Source organism: Thioalkalivibrio sp. ALE16, from assembly GCF_000381305.1.
Lineage (GTDB): Bacteria > Pseudomonadota > Gammaproteobacteria > Ectothiorhodospirales > Ectothiorhodospiraceae > Thioalkalivibrio.
Genome location: NZ_KB906355.1, coordinates 92,846 through 107,477, shown reverse-complemented (window position 1 = coordinate 107,477; position 14,632 = coordinate 92,846). Strand labels below are relative to the sequence as shown.

The window sequence follows — 14,632 nt, the reverse complement described above, 5'->3', positions numbered from 1 at the left end:
TCCATCGCGTACGCAGCCCGGCAGCCCCGGCTGCGAATCGTTATTGTTTTTTCCGGCGGCGCCGTCCGAACAGCGCCACCGCCAGGGCATCCAGCTCGGCGGCGGCCTTGCCGCGCGGCTCCAGTTCGCGCACCGACAGCCCCTCGCTGAACGAGCGCCGGAACGCCATGCGCTGTTTCAGTCGCGGCTTCAGCAGGCGCACGCCCTCGATCTGCTGCAGCGCCTCGAAGGTCTCGTCGGTCTCGCGCACAGCCTGATGCGTGTCCGCGCGGTTGATGAACGCCAGGATCTCCGGACGTTCGCCGGATCCACGCTGCTCCTGAATCCGCTGTACAAAACGATACGTCGACCAGACATCCGCCTGGCTGGGGGGCACCGGGATCAGCACGCGGTCCGCGCCTTGCACCGCCGCCATCAGCGAGGCCATGTCCGACGCGCCGACATCGATCAGCACCTCGTCGTACTCGCCGGCGCGGGCACGCGCCGCGTCGAGGCCCTCCACCGCGTCCAGCGCCGGTTCATAGCCCTCCTCCCGACGCACCTCCAGCACGTCGCTGAGGGTGCGCTGGGGATCCAGGTCCACGGTCAGGGGCCGGCGGCGTCCTTCCAGCAGCCACAAGGCCAGATTGAAGGCCACGGTACTCTTGCCGGTACCACCCTTGAGATTGGCGACGACGGTCTGCATGGCGTCTCCTTGGAACATTGCGGATTGACGGCTGCGTGCAACCCGTCAATCCGCAACACTCCGGAAAAGGGCCTGCCCGAAACGGGCAGGCCCGAACAGCGGGATGGACTTAGTTGCCCTGACCCTGCTGCTGTTGCTGGGGCATCTGACCCTGCGGACCCCAGCCCTGCGGGCCGTAACCCTGCGGGCCGTAGCCGTAGCCAGGGCCGTAGCCATAGCCCGGACCATACCCGTAACCCGGATGGCCGTAACCATAGCCGCGGCCATAGCCGTCACCATAGCCATGGCCATACCCGTGACCCCGACCGCGACCGCTGGCGGAGAAGTCAAAGGAGCCGTCGCCCATCATGTCGCTCATCATGTCGCCCATGCCCCAGTTACGGCCGGAGCCATACCCCGGGCCACCGAAGAACGGCATGCTGGGACCATAGCCATAGCCGGGTCCATACGGACCGGGGCCATACCCGTAGCCGGGGCCGCCCCACTGGGCGGAGGCCATCATCGGGGCGGCCAGGCCACCCAGGGAAACGGCGAGAACTGCTGCCTTGACGAACTTGTTCATGGTGCTACCTCCTGAAGGAGTCATGCCCTCAATTTGAATGCGCGCACGCGGGGAGGGCTTCCCGAATGCGCGCCTTACCGGTCAGGGGAACGGAAAACCGCCCATCCCCCAGGGGAAGGCCGAAAACGGCCCGCCCATTCCCGGATATCCGGGCGAACCCGGATATCCGTATGGATACCCTCCTGGCATCCCGCCAGGGGGGTGGAACGACGGAGAACCCGGGGTTCCGTACGGCCCTTGTGGCCCGTGGCCATAGCCCGGGTATGCGGGGCCCTGCGGTGGCACGCCGGGCGCGGGCCGCGATTCGGCCCGTCGGGACGGGTCGTAGTCGCGGTCCGGAAAGCGCCCGCGCGGGCGTTCCGGGGCCGAGCGCTGTACCTCCGGCGAACCGGAGGCCCAGGGGTTGTGGCGATCACTCGCCGCCAGGTCGGCGACCGGCAACAGGAACCCCGCAGCCAGCACAACCCCGAGCATCGGGATCGTGCTGACTCGCGTGCGTTTCGATTGACCGGACTGCCTGCCCTGCATGGCGAACCGCCTCCGTCTCGCTTCCACCGCGACAGGCACCCCCGCCCGTCGCCTTGCAATCACTGATCCGCGGATCAGTAGCCGCCACCTTCTTCCATGGCTTCACGACGCTCGCGCATCATCTCCATGCGGCGCTCGCGCTGGCGCTCCATCTCTTCTTCATACGCGGCACGGCCGGCCTCCATCGCCTTCTGGCGTGCCTCGCGCATGGCCTGCATCTCTTCCATGCGCTCCTGGCGCTCGGCGTGCTGCGCCTGAATGCGCTCGCGCATCTCTTCCGGCATGTCCTCCGGCAGGTTGTCCGGATCGAACTCCGGCATCTGGCCGTAGCCCGGGCGCTGCTGCATGCCGTAGCCCGGCTGCATCATCCCCGGATGGCCGAAGCCGCCCTGCTGCGGGCCGGGCCCGTAGCCCTGGTCATGCCCCGGCCCGTACCCGGGACCATAGCCATAGCCCGGACCGTAGCCCGGATAGCCCCGACCATAGCCCTGACCCTGGCCATAGCCGTCGCCATACCCGCGGCCGTAGCCCTGGCCATGGCCTCGCCCGGACATGCCGAAGCTGAAGTCACCGGAGCCTTCGCGCTGCTGCATCATCCCGGCGCCGGGATGCATGCCCATGCCCTGGCCATAGGGGGCGTGACCGTAGGGGCCGGGCACCGGACCCTGCTGGCCCATCGCCGGACCCTGGCCGTAGCCCTGTTCCTGCTGTTCGTCGGCCTGGGCCACGCCCAGGGCCAGCACGGATGCCACAGCGGCGCTGGCCAGCGTGGTACCGATCGTTCGGGTGTTGAATCGCTTCTTCATCGGGAACCTCCTTGAGGTCTTGCTTGCGTGATCATTTGAGTCGAATCCCGCGCCGGGCGCGGCCCTTGCCGGGCGTACCCGACTTGCCACCCCCCTTGGGGGCACTGCCGCTGTCCTTGCGGCCGGTCTTGCTGCTGGTCGAGGCGGATTTGGTGGTTCCGCCGGTCTTCTTGTTGGACGCCGGCGCCGCGCGCTTGTTCGCCGCGCCACCACTTGATTTGGGGCCGCTGGTGGCCTGGCCGGACGTGCTCGCACGCCCTTTGCCCGGGCTACCCGCGCCGCCGCTGGTCGTCCTGGCCTTGGTCTGCGTCTTGGCCTGAGTCTTCGTCGTGCCACTGGACGCCTTCTTCGCGGTCTTCGTACCCGCTGCACCGCCCCCGGTCGTGCCGGTCGCACGGCTGGAGCCGCCCTTCGCGGACCGCGAGCCGGTGGCCCCGGACGCGGACGTCGCCTTCGCCGACGCCGCGCGGGATGCCCCGCCGGCGCGGGAGGTGGATTTCTTCGGGCTCTCGGCGGCGTCGGCCTTCGCATCCGCGTTGCCGGTGGCCGGGGCCGCCGGGCTCCGGGGCTCGGCGGCGGGCTCCGGCTCTTCGGGACGACTCGCCGGTTCGGGCGCCTGCGCAACCGGATCCGAATCCGGGGCACCGGTCGATTGGCGATCCTGCGCCTTGCCGGCGGCCGGGCCGGAGCCCATACCCGACGGCCCGCCACTCGCCGGACCGCTACCGAAGCCCGGGGTGGAGCCGCCGCCCGACGGGCCGCCCGGCCCGCCGCCACCGTCGCGACGGCGCTCCAGCAAGGACCGGATCAGGCGCCACAGGGCGAACGCGAGATCGCGCAGGCCCTCGAGGAAGGCCAGGGCCAGGCACTTGAGGTACAGGCCGGCGTACTGCACCGCCTGGGTGACCGGCCCGCCCTCGCGCGGGCCGAAGAGGTCGTTGCCCGCGGCGGCGCCGGCGGTCGCGCCCGGAGCCGGGGTAGTCCCACCGCCATGGCCATTGCCGTTGCCGTTGCCATTACCGTTCGCGCACACCGCAGCCGCCTCGCCGTTTTCGTCCAGGCTGGTCGGGCAGAAGGCGCGGCGCCCGGAGATGCAGCCCAGCGGGATTACCAGCAGGGTCAGCAGGGTGGCCACCACGGTGCCGAACATCAGCGAGATCGCCATGCCCTGGAAGATCGGATCGAACAGGATCACGCTGGAACCGGCCAGCAGGGCCAGCGCGGTGATAATGATCGGGCGGGTACGCGCCTGACAGGCCAGGATCATCGCGTCGCGCACGTCGTGGCCCTCGTCCACCGCCTGGCGGCCGAAGTCCACCAGCAGTATCGAGTTTCGGACGATGATGCCCGCGAGTGCGATGAAGCCGATCATCGAGGTCGCGGTGAACTCGGCGTTCATCAGCCAGTGGCCGGGGATGATCCCGATCAGGGTCAGCGGGATCGGGGCCATGATGATGCCCGGCAGCACGAAGTTGCCGAACTCCCAGACCACCAGCATGTAGATCAGGATCAGCGCGATCGCGAAGGCGATGCCCATGTCGCGGAAGGTCTCGTAGGTCACCGTCCACTCGCCGGCCCACTCGAACGCGGTGGAATCGTCATTTGGCGGCGGGCCGAGCCAGTGCGGCTGCACCTGGCTGCCATCCGGAAGCCGGTAGTCCTCCAGCTGTTCCTGGACCTCCAGCATCCCGTACACCGGCGCGGCCAGGCGGCCGACCACCTCGCCGGTCACGTACTCCACCGGACGCAGGTTCTTGTGGTAGATCGGCTCGTCCTGCGGGCGCTGGACAAACTCGCCGAGCTCGGCCAGCGGGATGGACCCGCCCTGCCGGGTAAACACGGGCAGCATTTCCAGCTGCCGGATGTCGTTGCGCGTGGCCATCGGCAGGCGCATCTCGATCAGATGCGGCTCAACCAGCGACTGCGCCTTCACGTCGCCCAGGATCTGCCCGCCGATTGCGGTCTCCAGGGTGCGGTTGATGGTCTCCACGGTCACGCCGCGGCGCAGGGCCTTGTCGCGATCCACGTCGAAGTGCCAGACGTCGTGCGGCGCCTGCAGGAAGCTGTCCACGTCCGCTACGTGCTCGGCATTCGCGAACATGCCTTCCAGATCACGGGCGACCGCGCGGCGGGTTGCCGCGTCGGGGCCGTAGACCTCGGCCACTACCGACTGCAGCACCGGCGGGCCCGGCGGCATCTCGACCACCTGGATGCGCGCACCGGCGGCACGGGCCATCGGGGTCAGGCGTTCGCGCGCCTCGGTGGCGATCTCGTGCGAGGTGCGGCCGCGATCGCCCTTGTCCACCAGCTGCACCTGGATATCCCCCTGCCAGGGTTCGTCACGCAGGTAGTAGTGGCGCACCAGGCCGTTGAAATTGAACGGCGACGCGGTGCCAACATACGACTGCAGGCCCACCACCTCGTCCATCTCGCGCAGCACCTGTGCCATGTCGTGGCTCAGGGTGGCGGTCTCGGTCAGGGCGGTGCCCTCGGGGAAGTTCACCACCACCTGAAACTCGGGCTTGTTGTCCAGCGGCAGCATCTTCACGCGCACATCGGTGGTCATGAACAGGCTGACCATCAGGAAGAAGATCACGATCACGCCGATCAGGAAGGTATAGCCACGCACGGGGTTGTCGGCCAGTCCCGGGATCGCCGTGCGATAGAACCGACCCAGCTTCTCGGCCTGGCGGTGTTCCTTGTCGGTGGCCTTTTCGAGGTAGGCCATGCTGGGGCGCAGGCGCTGGGTCAGCCACGGGGTAAAGACAAAGGCCGCGACCAGCGAGAACAGCATGGCCACGGAACCCAGCACCGGGATCGGCTGCATGTACGGGCCCATCATCCCGGAGACGAAGCCCATCGGCAGCAGCGCCGCGATCACGGTGAAGGTGGCCAGGATGGTCGGATTGCCGACCTCGCGCACCGCATCTACCGAGGTCTCGGTATCGATGCCGCGCTTCATCAGCCAGCGTCGGTAGATGTTCTCCACCACCACGATGGCATCGTCCACCAGGATGCCGATGGAGAAGATCAGCGCGAACAGGCTGACGCGATCGATGGTATAGCCCAGGACCCAGGCGCTGAACACGGTGAACAGGATCACCACCGGAATCACGATCAGCACCACCAGCGCGGCGCGGATCCCGAGGAACAGCCCGACCAGGATGGTCACCGCGAAGGTCGCGATGAACAGCTTGAAGATCAGTTCGTTGACCTTCTCGTTGGCGGTCTTGCCGTAGTCGCGCGAGACCGCGACCTCGACGTTGTCCGGGATCACACTGCCCTTCAGGCGTTCGAGACGTTCGAGGACATTGTTGGCCACGGTCACGCCGTTGCTGCCGGGCTTCTTGGCGATCGCCAGGGTCACCGCCGCCGCGCCCTCCGGCGCCGCGTCCGGATCCACGGCGGCCGGCCCGGAGTAGTGCCGCACGAAGCGGTCCACCTCGCCCGGTCCGTAGGTCACCTCCGCCACGTCACGCAGATACACCGGCTGACCGTCACTGACCGCCACCAGCAGCTGCTCCAGATCCGCCGCCCCGGTAAAGAACCGCCCGGTGTACACCGCGGTGCTCAGGCCGTCGCTCTCGATGCGTCCGGCGGCGCCCTCGACATTCGCCGACTGCACGGCCTGTGCGATCTGGTCCAGACTGACATCGAACCCGGCCAGGCGCTCCGGCTGCACCTCGATGCGCAGGCGCTCCTCGCGCCCGCTGACCACGAAGCTCTGACTGGTATCGGGGACCTCGTTCAGCTGCTGCTGCGCATCCAGCGCGATTTGGCGCAGCAGGGCATCATCCACCTCGTGCGACCAGAAAGTCAGGTTCACCACCGGCACATCATCCGCGCCCTTGGCCTTGACCATCGGCTCGCTCACACCCGGCGGCATCAGGTCACGATTGGCAAACAGCTTGTCGTGCACCTTGACGATCGAGGACTCCATGTCCTCGCCGACATCGAACTGCACGGTCACCATCGCCTCGCCGCGATGCGATACGGAGTAGACGTTGTCGACCCCGGAAAGCTCGCTCATCAGCCGCTCCAGCGGCCGCGCCGCCAGGCTCGCCACCTGCTCCGAAGGCACACCCGGGTAGGACACCATGATGTCCACCATCGGCACGGAGATCTGCGGATCCTCCTGGCGCGGCGTCACCATCAGGCCGAGGATGCCGATCGCGATACTGGCCAGCAGCAGCAGCGGCGACAGCGGCGAATGGATAAACGCCGCCGCCATGCGCCCGGCAATGCCGGGGTCGCCGTGCTTCTGCCGGAAACCGGTCTCGGATTGTCTGTCGTCTTCGGCCATCGAGCTTGAACGGTCCTGTTGTCGGTCTGGCGTCCCGGGCACCGCCAGGGGCGGCGCCTTGCCACCGGTGCGCCTGCCAGGGGCGCCTGCCGGTGCTGTGAATCCGGTTTTGGGCCGGAGAGGCGTCCCTACATGCGGCTCCAGGGATCGGCGTCACCCCCGCGGCGCCCGGCGCCCGCATCCGGAGAGCGTCCACCGACCGGCTGGCCGGAACGCACGCCGGCACCCGGCCGCGCGAGGATCTGCATGCCCGGCTCCAGCCCGGAGGTCACCACCACCTGGTCCCCGCGCGAACCCCCAAGACGCACCATGCGCACCCGCACATGGCCCTCGCCGTCCAGCACGGCCACCCGCGGCAAGGCGCCCCCCGGGATCAGGGCGGAACGCGGGATCACCACGCGGTTGCCCGGCGTACCGGCCTGCGGCAGATATACCGCCGCATGCATGCCCGGCCCGCCGCGCACGCCCTGGGGCAGATCGAATTTGACGGTCACGGTATGGCGCTGGGGATCGGCCAGGGGGAAGATCCGGGCGACCCGGGCCTCCACCTCGTCGCCGGTATCCAGCCGCACCTGCACGTAGTCGTCTTCCTGCAGGCTGCTCACCAGCCGCACCGGCACCTGGGCCTCGATGCGCAGGAACTCGACGTGGCCAAAGCTGACCAGAGGCTGCCCGGGCTGCACGGTGTCGCCTTCTTCGACGTGCTTGTGCATCACCAGGCCGTCAAAGGGGGCCTCGGAGCGGGTGTCGCGAATGGCGGCGTCCAGCTCGGCCACGCGGGCCCGGGCCTGTTCCCAGCGCGCCTGGGCCTGGTCCACGCCGATGTAGCGGGAGTAGAGATCGGTGCGTCGGTCCAGCGCGGGGTCGCCCATGCCCATGAACTGGCCCATCGGCTGGGTAAACATCTGGTCGAACATCGATGGCACGCCCATGCCGGGCATCTGCCCGATGTTGCGCGACTGCGGCGAAATCATCTCGCGGCCGTACTGCATCTGGGCCTCGCGGATCGCAGCCTCGGCGGTACGCATCTCGGCCTCGGCCGCCTGGCGCTGGGCGCGCAGCCGGTCATCGCTGATCGCTACCAGCACGGTCCCCTGTTCGAAACGGTCGCCCTCGGCACCGGCTACGTCGACCACGCGCCCCGAGGACTGCGCCGTCAGCGTGACCTCGCGGAAGGGAATCACCGTGCCACTGACCGTCTGGGTGGCCGCCTGATCCGGCTCCACCGTGAGGACGGGGCCGGAGGCATGCACCAGCGACAGGCCCCACAGAGGCAGTGCCAGTGCCGCACCCAGCAGGGTCCGGGCCAGAAGGCGTCGGGAGACTCGAGCAATCATGATCGTCCTACCTCGCGCCGAATGCCGCGATGAGAGAGGGGGTGCCGGGCCTGCGCGCCTGCACGCGCCGGGGCCTGGGCAAACGATGGGCCGCAGCCGACCGACTGCCGGGGGAAACGGCAACGAGCCTGGTCCGGCGACCGGTGTCAGCCGGATGACCACCGAAGCGGGTATCCATATCCCAGTATGTAGAAGAACTCATGCCGAACTACAAGCAACGTATATGCCAGTATTGTGACATTCTTATAAATCAATCACTTGATTCTGATTTGCTGATATTCAGGGCACACCTGTTGCAACACCCCCGTTTCGCGCTATAACCGAGACAGGGATTGGCGAAACGGGGGATTCCCGGGTGTTGCAGGAGGCCCCGGGTGTTGCAACACCGTCCCGCTGCCGCCGGCCCCTCCAACAAGAAAAAGGAGGCGGGATGACCACAACCGAACTGGCCGAGATCTGCATCCGACACAGTCGGGATCCACACCTCATCAGCGATACCCGGGGCCGGGTCCTGTTCGCCAACCCGGCCTTTCACCAGACCCTGCAAATCCCCCCGGATACCCCCCTGACCCTGGACCAGCTCGGGTCGCTGAATCTCGAGGCACATCTGAAAGAGGCCGCCGTCGCCGCCGGCGACGACGACGCCGACGCCAACCGCACCCCGCACGCCCTGCACTTCTCGCTGATGGCCGAACTGGAGGACGAGACCCTGCCACTGGAGGTCATCAGCCAGCCCCTGCGCCTGAACGACGACGCCCGCGCGCTGCGCCTGATCACCCTGCAGCCGCAGCGCCGGCGCACCACCTCGGTGGAGACCGTTAGCGAGGATGGTCGGGACGGACTCGATGACAGCCACTTCCATTCCCATGACGCCCATTGCCGCCCCACCCTCCAGTTCGCGCGGCGCGTCGCCGCCAGCGATGTGCGCGTGATGCTGCTGGGCGAATCCGGCACCGGCAAGACCCGCCTGGCGCGTGCGATCCACCAGGCCAGCCGCCGCGCCGAGGCGCCGTTTGTCGAGATCAACTGCGCGGCGATCCCCGAGGAACTGCTCGAATCCGAGCTCTTCGGTCATACCCGGGGTGCCTTCTCCGGGGCGGTCAGTGACCGCATCGGGCGCTTCGAGTCCGCCGATGGCGGCACGCTGTTTCTCGACGAGATCGGGGAGATGAGTCAGCGGCTGCAGGCCAAGCTGCTGCGCGCCGTGCAGGACGGCGCCTTCGAACGCGTGGGGGAGAACACCACCCGGCAGGTGGACGTGCGCATTCTCGCCGCGTCGAACCAGGATCTGCGCAGCCAGGTGGAGGCCGGCGAATTCCGCACCGACCTCTTCTACCGACTGGCCGTCGCAACAGTGGACATCCCGCCGCTACGCGATCGTCCCCGCGATCTCGCGGCCACGCTGCAGGCCTACGAGGTGCATCACGGCATCCGCATCGCGCCCCATCTGAAGGAAAAGCTGCAGGAACACCCCTGGCCGGGCAACTTCCGCGAACTGGAGAACGTCTTCGAGTGCCTGACCCTGCACGCCCGGGATGGCCAGGTCGACGACTTCCCCCTGCCCCAGCCGATCCGGGTGGATGCAGACATGGGCGACACGATCCATGCCCCGCGTACCAACGGGCATGACCACGGCCGCACCGCCAGTGCCGAGCCGAATAGTCTTGGCGCCAATGGCACCCAGGCCAGCGAACATCCCGAGGCGCGGCGCCTGCGCGAGGCGCTGGTGGCCCATGCCGGCAACCGCTCGCAGACCGCACGCGCCCTCGGCATGGATCGCAGTACCCTGTGGCGCAAGCTGCACCGCTACCAGTTGGTTTGAGGAGCACTAGCCGGACGCGGCGCCTCCACACGACAAAAGGCCCCGGAGATGTGCATCTCCGGGGCCTTTCTGATCGCCCGGGCACGGCGGCCCGGGATCGCTACTACCGGAACTGGCGCAGGTGACGCGCCCCGTCCCGGTGGTGACGGTCATACACCGGCGCCAGGCGCTCGACCATCACGCGTCGCTCGCCGGCGGGCAGCAGGTCCAGGGCGCTGTCCCATGCCCGCATGGCCCCGCGGGCATCCCCCGCAGCATAGAGGGCGTTGCCCAGCTCGCCGTAGAGGTCGGCACGCTGAGCGGCCGTCGCCGGAATGTCCGCCAGCGCGGTCCGCAGGACAGCAGCCGCAGCCTCCGGCCCGTCACTCCAGTACGCGGCGCGACCGTTCTCCAGCGCCTCCTGCACCTGGCGCGCGACCTGCTCCTCGCTCACCGGCTCGCCGTCGGCCGTGGTGCGCGGCTGCTCCCGCGGGTCCGGAATCGGCCGATGCATGCCGGTGTCGTCGTCGCGCTCGTAGGCCTCGCCGGTCATCGGGTCCATATCGCCCTCCGACAGGCGGCCCTCGCGCGGCGGGCTCGCGGGCGTGCGCGACTCGGCCGCCGGATCATCCTCCGCCACGGCCACGGCCTCGACGTCTTCGTCCTCCGGCACCGCCTCCACGCTGGGCGCCAGCACGTCCCGCGCCGACCAGGCGATCAGCCACAGCACGATCACGATCAGGATCCACCAGCGACTCAGGAAACTTCTCTGCTTGTTATCTGCCTGTTCCATGCCTCACCTTTTCCGGTTATCCCCGTCCGATTCTATCCTGCACGGGTTCAACGTCCAGCGAAACGGGTACCGGGATTTCCTGCCGAACCCCGCGATTCACCCGCGCGCCCAAGCCGGCGGCAATCCCAGCACGTCCTGGTGACCGACCACCAGCTCGACCTCGCCCCGGGCAAGGGCGCGTGCCCGCGACTCGCCCCAGGCCTGCAACGCGGCCGCGCGATCTGGCACGACCTCGCAGGCCGCATCCACCCAACCGTCGATCAGGGCCGCCCCCAGCTTCGCCTGCCCGGCATCCAGGCGCCAGTCGCTCGCGCGCGTTTCCACGCGATGCCCGTGCGCCTCGAGCCGGGCCGCGCAGACCGACGCGGCGGTCGGGCCCAGCGCCGGCCCCAGGCCCTTGTCCGAACGCTGATGCCGATTCACCGCATCCTCCAGCTCGGCATCCAGGGGCTGCGGATCCGACCAGCGGATCCGCCCGTCATAGCTCAGCGCGAACAGGACCGCCGTCCCCTGGCGGGCACAGCCCTCCAGCAGCCGGGCAAGCCAGGCTTCGGACACCAGATCCAGCAACGCCGCCGCCGTCACCAGCGGCTCGTCCCCCGCGAGCGCCGCCGCCGGGTCTGCCGCCAGATCGGTCACCCGCCGCTCGAGCGCGACCCCGGGGCCCGGGGCCGCCGCGCGCTGCAGCAACCCCTTATCGTGATCCACCAGCCGCCAGTGTTGCGGGGTCGGCAGCCGGGGCGCGAGATAGCGCAGGTTGGAGCCGGTCCCGCTGCCAAGATCGGTGACCCTCAGGGCATCCCCCGTCACCCGGCCGGCCAGCGCCGCGCCCAGCATCGCAACCAGCGCGTCCGAGCGCGCCGCGTGATCCGCGGGTTCGCGCAGGGCGAGCCAGTCGGCGTCGAAGGTCTCGGTCATCGCAGCCAGTCCTCCAGCGTTCGCTCCAGCGCGGCCACCGCACCGTCCCAGTCCGGTCGTTCCGTCATGGCCGCGCGGGCCGCCCGGCCCATCCGTTCGCGCCCCCGCGGGTCGCGCAACAATCCCTCGATGGCCCCAGCCAGCGCCCCGATATCACCCGGCGGCACCAGACGCCCGGCGGCCTCGGGGACGGTCCCCGGGATCGCACCACCAGTGGTCCCGATCACCGGAAGCCCTCGGGCCATGGCCTCGGTGTAGGCCATGCCAAAACCCTCGTAGACACTGGGCAGGACGAACACCGACGCCTGCGCGTACCAGCCCTCCAGCATCGCATCGTCGCACTCGCCGGCCCATTCGATGCGACCCTCCAGCCCGGCCGCCGCGATCGCCGTCTCCACCCGCCGGGCATACGCCGCATCCCGATCGCGCGCGCCCACCAGCACCGCCCGCCAGTTCTCGGCCTCAAGCCGGGCCAGGGCCTGCACCAGTTCCAGCTGCCCCTTGCGCGGGACCACCGTCCCCACGCAGAGCAACAGCCGCGGCGCGCCGGGCGCCGGACCGGTCGCAGGCGGGCGCGCCTCGACGCCGGGCGGGATCGCCTGCAGTCGCTCCGGGGGCATGCCCCAGGCGGCCACCTGCCCCGCCGTAAAGGCACTGGTCGCGACCACACCCCGCACGTGCCCGAGGGCAGCGCGCTCCCGCGCGAGCAGGTCCTCCGACCGCGCCGGCGCCAGGCCGGTCTCCAGCCCCAGCGGATGATGCAGCAGGTAGATCAGGCGCAAGCGCACAGCATGTCGGGCCAGCACCTCGGGGAAGGCCCCCGCCGCCAGTCCGTCCAGCAGCACACCCCCGGCATCGGGAATGCCCGCAAGCGCGGTATCCAGCGCCGCCGCGGCCTCGGGATCCGGCCCCGGGAAGCAACCGTCCAGTTCGTGGACCGCGACCCGCCAGCCGCGCGCCCGCAGACCCGCGACCATGCGCGCGTCGTAGCGATAGCCCCCGGTACGCTGATCCAGCGCGCCCGGAACCACGAACGCTAGGGAAACACTGATCAATGTGCCCGCTCGCGCTCGAGTCGCTTTTGCGTGCGTTTAATGCGCGGTGACCGCCGTGCAGTCATTCTGCACAAGGGAACCGCAACGCTGTGCGCGCGCCCGTTTTTGATAGCAACGGGCGGCCGAGCCCCTTGGGGTTGGTACCCCAGATTCCCCGATCCTGCGTTGCGACGCTTGCCGGTAGAACCACTACCGGCTGCGCACCGCGCCTTGTCTCGGAAAACCTGGGGTACCAACGCGGGCGTGCACATTAATCAGTGTTTCCCTTGTTCGCGCATTCCGCTCAGGGCGCGGCCTCGTAGCTGGCCCAGGCAATATGCGACTCGTTCAGCGTTACGCACACCGCATCCAGCTCGCGCGCGGACTCGCCCAGCTCGCCGGCATGGATGGCGCTTGCCACGCGCTGGTGCAGCGCGTGGGCCAGAAACTCGGTGGTCGTGTTCTGGCCGCGAAACTCCTCGCGCTCGTCCAGGTTCTGGTAATTGAGATCCGCCAGAAGGGCCTTCACGACCTCGCTGGCGCGGCCGATATCCACCACCAGTCCGTCCGCGTCCAGCGCCCGGCGGCGGAAGGTGACATCGACCACATAGGTCGCGCCGTGCAGCTTCTGCGCCGGGCCAAAGGTCTCGCCGGCGAAGCTGTGAGCAATCATGAAGTGGTCACGCACGTTCAGGCTGTACATCGGGTGGTTCCCCGTCTGGAAGTAAAGGATCAGTAGCGGATGCGGTGGCAAAGGGTGCGGGCGGCCTCGGGCCCCGTGACGCGGGCCATCGCCGCGGGCAGGTCGGCGAAGGCATCCTCGCCGGTAATCAGCGCATCGAGTGCCGGATCGGCCAGCAGGGACAATGCAAGCGCCAGGCGGCGACGGTAATCCCAGCGCGCCGCGCGCTCCGGCGGGATACGCCCCACCTGCGAGCTGCGCAGTGTGAGCCGCCGCGAATGGAACGCCTCGCCCAGTGGTGCCGGCACCGGCTGGTCGCCGTACCAGCTCATCTCCACCACCCGCGCCTCGACCCCGGCCAGCGCCAGGGCCTGCGCCAGCCCGGCCGGGTTGCCGCTGGCATGAACCACCCCGTCCAGCCCCTGCAGCTCCGGGTTCCCCCGCGCCGCCTCCGGCGTGCAGAGCGACAATCCCAGCGCCGCCGCCACGGGTTCACGGGCGGGATTGGGGTCGATCAGCGTGACCTCAGTGCCCGGGATCGCCCGCAGCAGCCCGGCCACCAGCAGGCCCACCACGCCGGCGCCGATCACCGCGAGGCGATCCCCCGGACCCGGTTGCAGATCCCAGACCGCGTTGATGGCCGTTTCCATGTTGGCCGCCAGCACCGCGCGCCCCGAAGGCACGGCATCCGGTATCGGCACCACCGCGGCGGCCGGCACCGTGTAGGCGCTTTGATGCGGATACAGGCAGAACACCCGTTGCCCGCCCAGCCCGTGCGCCGCGCCGCCCGCCTCGACCGTGCCGACACTGATGTAGCCGTACTTCACCGGCCACGGGAATTCGCCCGCCTGGAACGGCGCGCGCATCGCCTGATACTGGCTCTCCGGCACCCGACCGTGGAACACCAGCGACTCGGTCCCGCGGCTGATCGCCGAGAACTGCGTGCGCACCCGCACCACGTCCGGGCCTGGCTCCGCCAGCGCCTCCGGGCGCAACGCGCCCGTGCCCGGACCGGTGACCCAGAACGCCTGTTCGGAGTCGGCCGTGCTCACCGGGAGGGGCCCGGAAACGGGGTGCGCTGCCACGTGATCATCCGTGCAGTTTGGGCGAAGGGCGCAGCGACCGGCAACTCCCGGTGCCCCGCATGGTCGCAAGACCAGGGCGTGCCACCCGCGCGCCCCCA

Annotated in this window: 11 protein-coding genes; 1 reads left to right on the top strand and 10 read right to left on the bottom strand. The window is 69.3% G+C overall.

The features are described from left to right. Nucleotides 1-40: 40 nt before the first annotated feature. The 5 genes from F627_RS0102455 to F627_RS0102435 form a co-directional block, all read right to left on the bottom strand. Nucleotides 41-685 carry an AAA family ATPase gene (locus F627_RS0102455; protein ID WP_018877915.1) on the bottom strand — a complete coding sequence of 215 codons (645 nt, stop codon included), beginning with the start codon at nucleotides 683-685 and terminating at the stop codon, nucleotides 41-43. 109 nt (nucleotides 686-794) lie between these two features. Beyond that, entirely contained in the window at nucleotides 795-1,247 is a 453-nt protein-coding gene (locus tag F627_RS0102450) for a sulfur globule family protein (protein WP_018876155.1), read from the bottom strand. 602 nt (nucleotides 1,248-1,849) lie between these two features. Continuing rightward, nucleotides 1,850-2,581, bottom strand: coding sequence for a hypothetical protein (locus F627_RS0102445; protein WP_019583166.1), 732 nt, complete (start codon nucleotides 2,579-2,581; stop codon nucleotides 1,850-1,852). 31 nt (nucleotides 2,582-2,612) lie between these two features. Beyond that, nucleotides 2,613-6,884: an efflux RND transporter permease subunit gene (locus F627_RS0102440; protein WP_019583165.1), complete on the bottom strand. Its 4,272-nt coding sequence runs from the start codon at nucleotides 6,882-6,884 to the stop codon at nucleotides 2,613-2,615. A 128-nt stretch (nucleotides 6,885-7,012) separates the two neighbouring features. Beyond that, complete coding sequence (locus F627_RS0102435; protein ID WP_019583164.1) at nucleotides 7,013-8,221, bottom strand: efflux RND transporter periplasmic adaptor subunit; 1,209 nt, start codon at nucleotides 8,219-8,221, stop codon at nucleotides 7,013-7,015. 430 nt (nucleotides 8,222-8,651) lie between these two features. Between F627_RS0102435 and F627_RS0102430 the strand changes: the two genes are divergently transcribed. After that, nucleotides 8,652-10,043 carry a sigma-54-dependent Fis family transcriptional regulator gene (locus F627_RS0102430; protein ID WP_018876151.1) on the top strand — a complete coding sequence of 464 codons (1,392 nt, stop codon included), beginning with the start codon at nucleotides 8,652-8,654 and terminating at the stop codon, nucleotides 10,041-10,043. Between the two features lie 103 nt (nucleotides 10,044-10,146). On the opposite strand, the gene F627_RS0102425 is transcribed toward F627_RS0102430, so the two are convergent. The 5 genes from F627_RS0102425 to F627_RS0102405 all read right to left on the bottom strand — a co-directional run bounded on the left by F627_RS0102425 (nucleotide 10,147) and on the right by F627_RS0102405 (nucleotide 14,501). Beyond that, nucleotides 10,147-10,815 (bottom strand): hypothetical protein, encoded by a 669-nt coding sequence (locus F627_RS0102425; protein ID WP_018866457.1) that lies wholly within the window; start codon nucleotides 10,813-10,815, stop codon nucleotides 10,147-10,149. 96 nt (nucleotides 10,816-10,911) lie between these two features. Next, entirely contained in the window at nucleotides 10,912-11,733 is an 822-nt protein-coding gene (locus F627_RS0102420; RefSeq protein ID WP_018876150.1) for a hypothetical protein, read from the bottom strand. Then, nucleotides 11,730-12,764 (bottom strand): glycosyltransferase, encoded by a 1,035-nt coding sequence (locus F627_RS0102415; RefSeq protein WP_018877909.1) that lies wholly within the window; start codon nucleotides 12,762-12,764, stop codon nucleotides 11,730-11,732. Before F627_RS0102415 ends, F627_RS0102420 begins: the two co-directional genes overlap by 4 nt. A 307-nt stretch (nucleotides 12,765-13,071) precedes the next feature. After that, nucleotides 13,072-13,470, bottom strand: a complete 399-nt coding sequence (locus F627_RS0102410) for a 6-carboxytetrahydropterin synthase (protein ID WP_018876148.1) — start codon at nucleotides 13,468-13,470, stop codon at nucleotides 13,072-13,074. Nucleotides 13,471-13,499: 29 nt separating this feature from the next. Then, on the bottom strand, nucleotides 13,500-14,501 hold the full coding sequence (locus F627_RS0102405) for a zinc-binding alcohol dehydrogenase (RefSeq protein WP_026332003.1): 1,002 nt from the start codon (nucleotides 14,499-14,501) through the stop codon (nucleotides 13,500-13,502). Nucleotides 14,502-14,632 lie beyond the last annotated feature (131 nt).

Coding starts and splice junctions, on each gene's coding strand:
- F627_RS0102430 (WP_018876151.1), top strand. CDS start 8,652: ATGACCACAACCGAACTGGCCGAGATCTGCATCCGACACAGTCGGGAT.
- F627_RS0102410 (WP_018876148.1), bottom strand. CDS start 13,470: ATGTACAGCCTGAACGTGCGTGACCACTTCATGATTGCTCACAGCTTC.
- F627_RS0102440 (WP_019583165.1), bottom strand. CDS start 6,884: ATGGCCGAAGACGACAGACAATCCGAGACCGGTTTCCGGCAGAAGCAC.
- F627_RS0102435 (WP_019583164.1), bottom strand. CDS start 8,221: ATGATTGCTCGAGTCTCCCGACGCCTTCTGGCCCGGACCCTGCTGGGT.
- F627_RS0102425 (WP_018866457.1), bottom strand. CDS start 10,815: ATGGAACAGGCAGATAACAAGCAGAGAAGTTTCCTGAGTCGCTGGTGG.
- F627_RS0102450 (WP_018876155.1), bottom strand. CDS start 1,247: ATGAACAAGTTCGTCAAGGCAGCAGTTCTCGCCGTTTCCCTGGGTGGC.
- F627_RS0102420 (WP_018876150.1), bottom strand. CDS start 11,733: ATGACCGAGACCTTCGACGCCGACTGGCTCGCCCTGCGCGAACCCGCG.
- F627_RS0102445 (WP_019583166.1), bottom strand. CDS start 2,581: ATGAAGAAGCGATTCAACACCCGAACGATCGGTACCACGCTGGCCAGC.
- F627_RS0102455 (WP_018877915.1), bottom strand. CDS start 685: ATGCAGACCGTCGTCGCCAATCTCAAGGGTGGTACCGGCAAGAGTACC.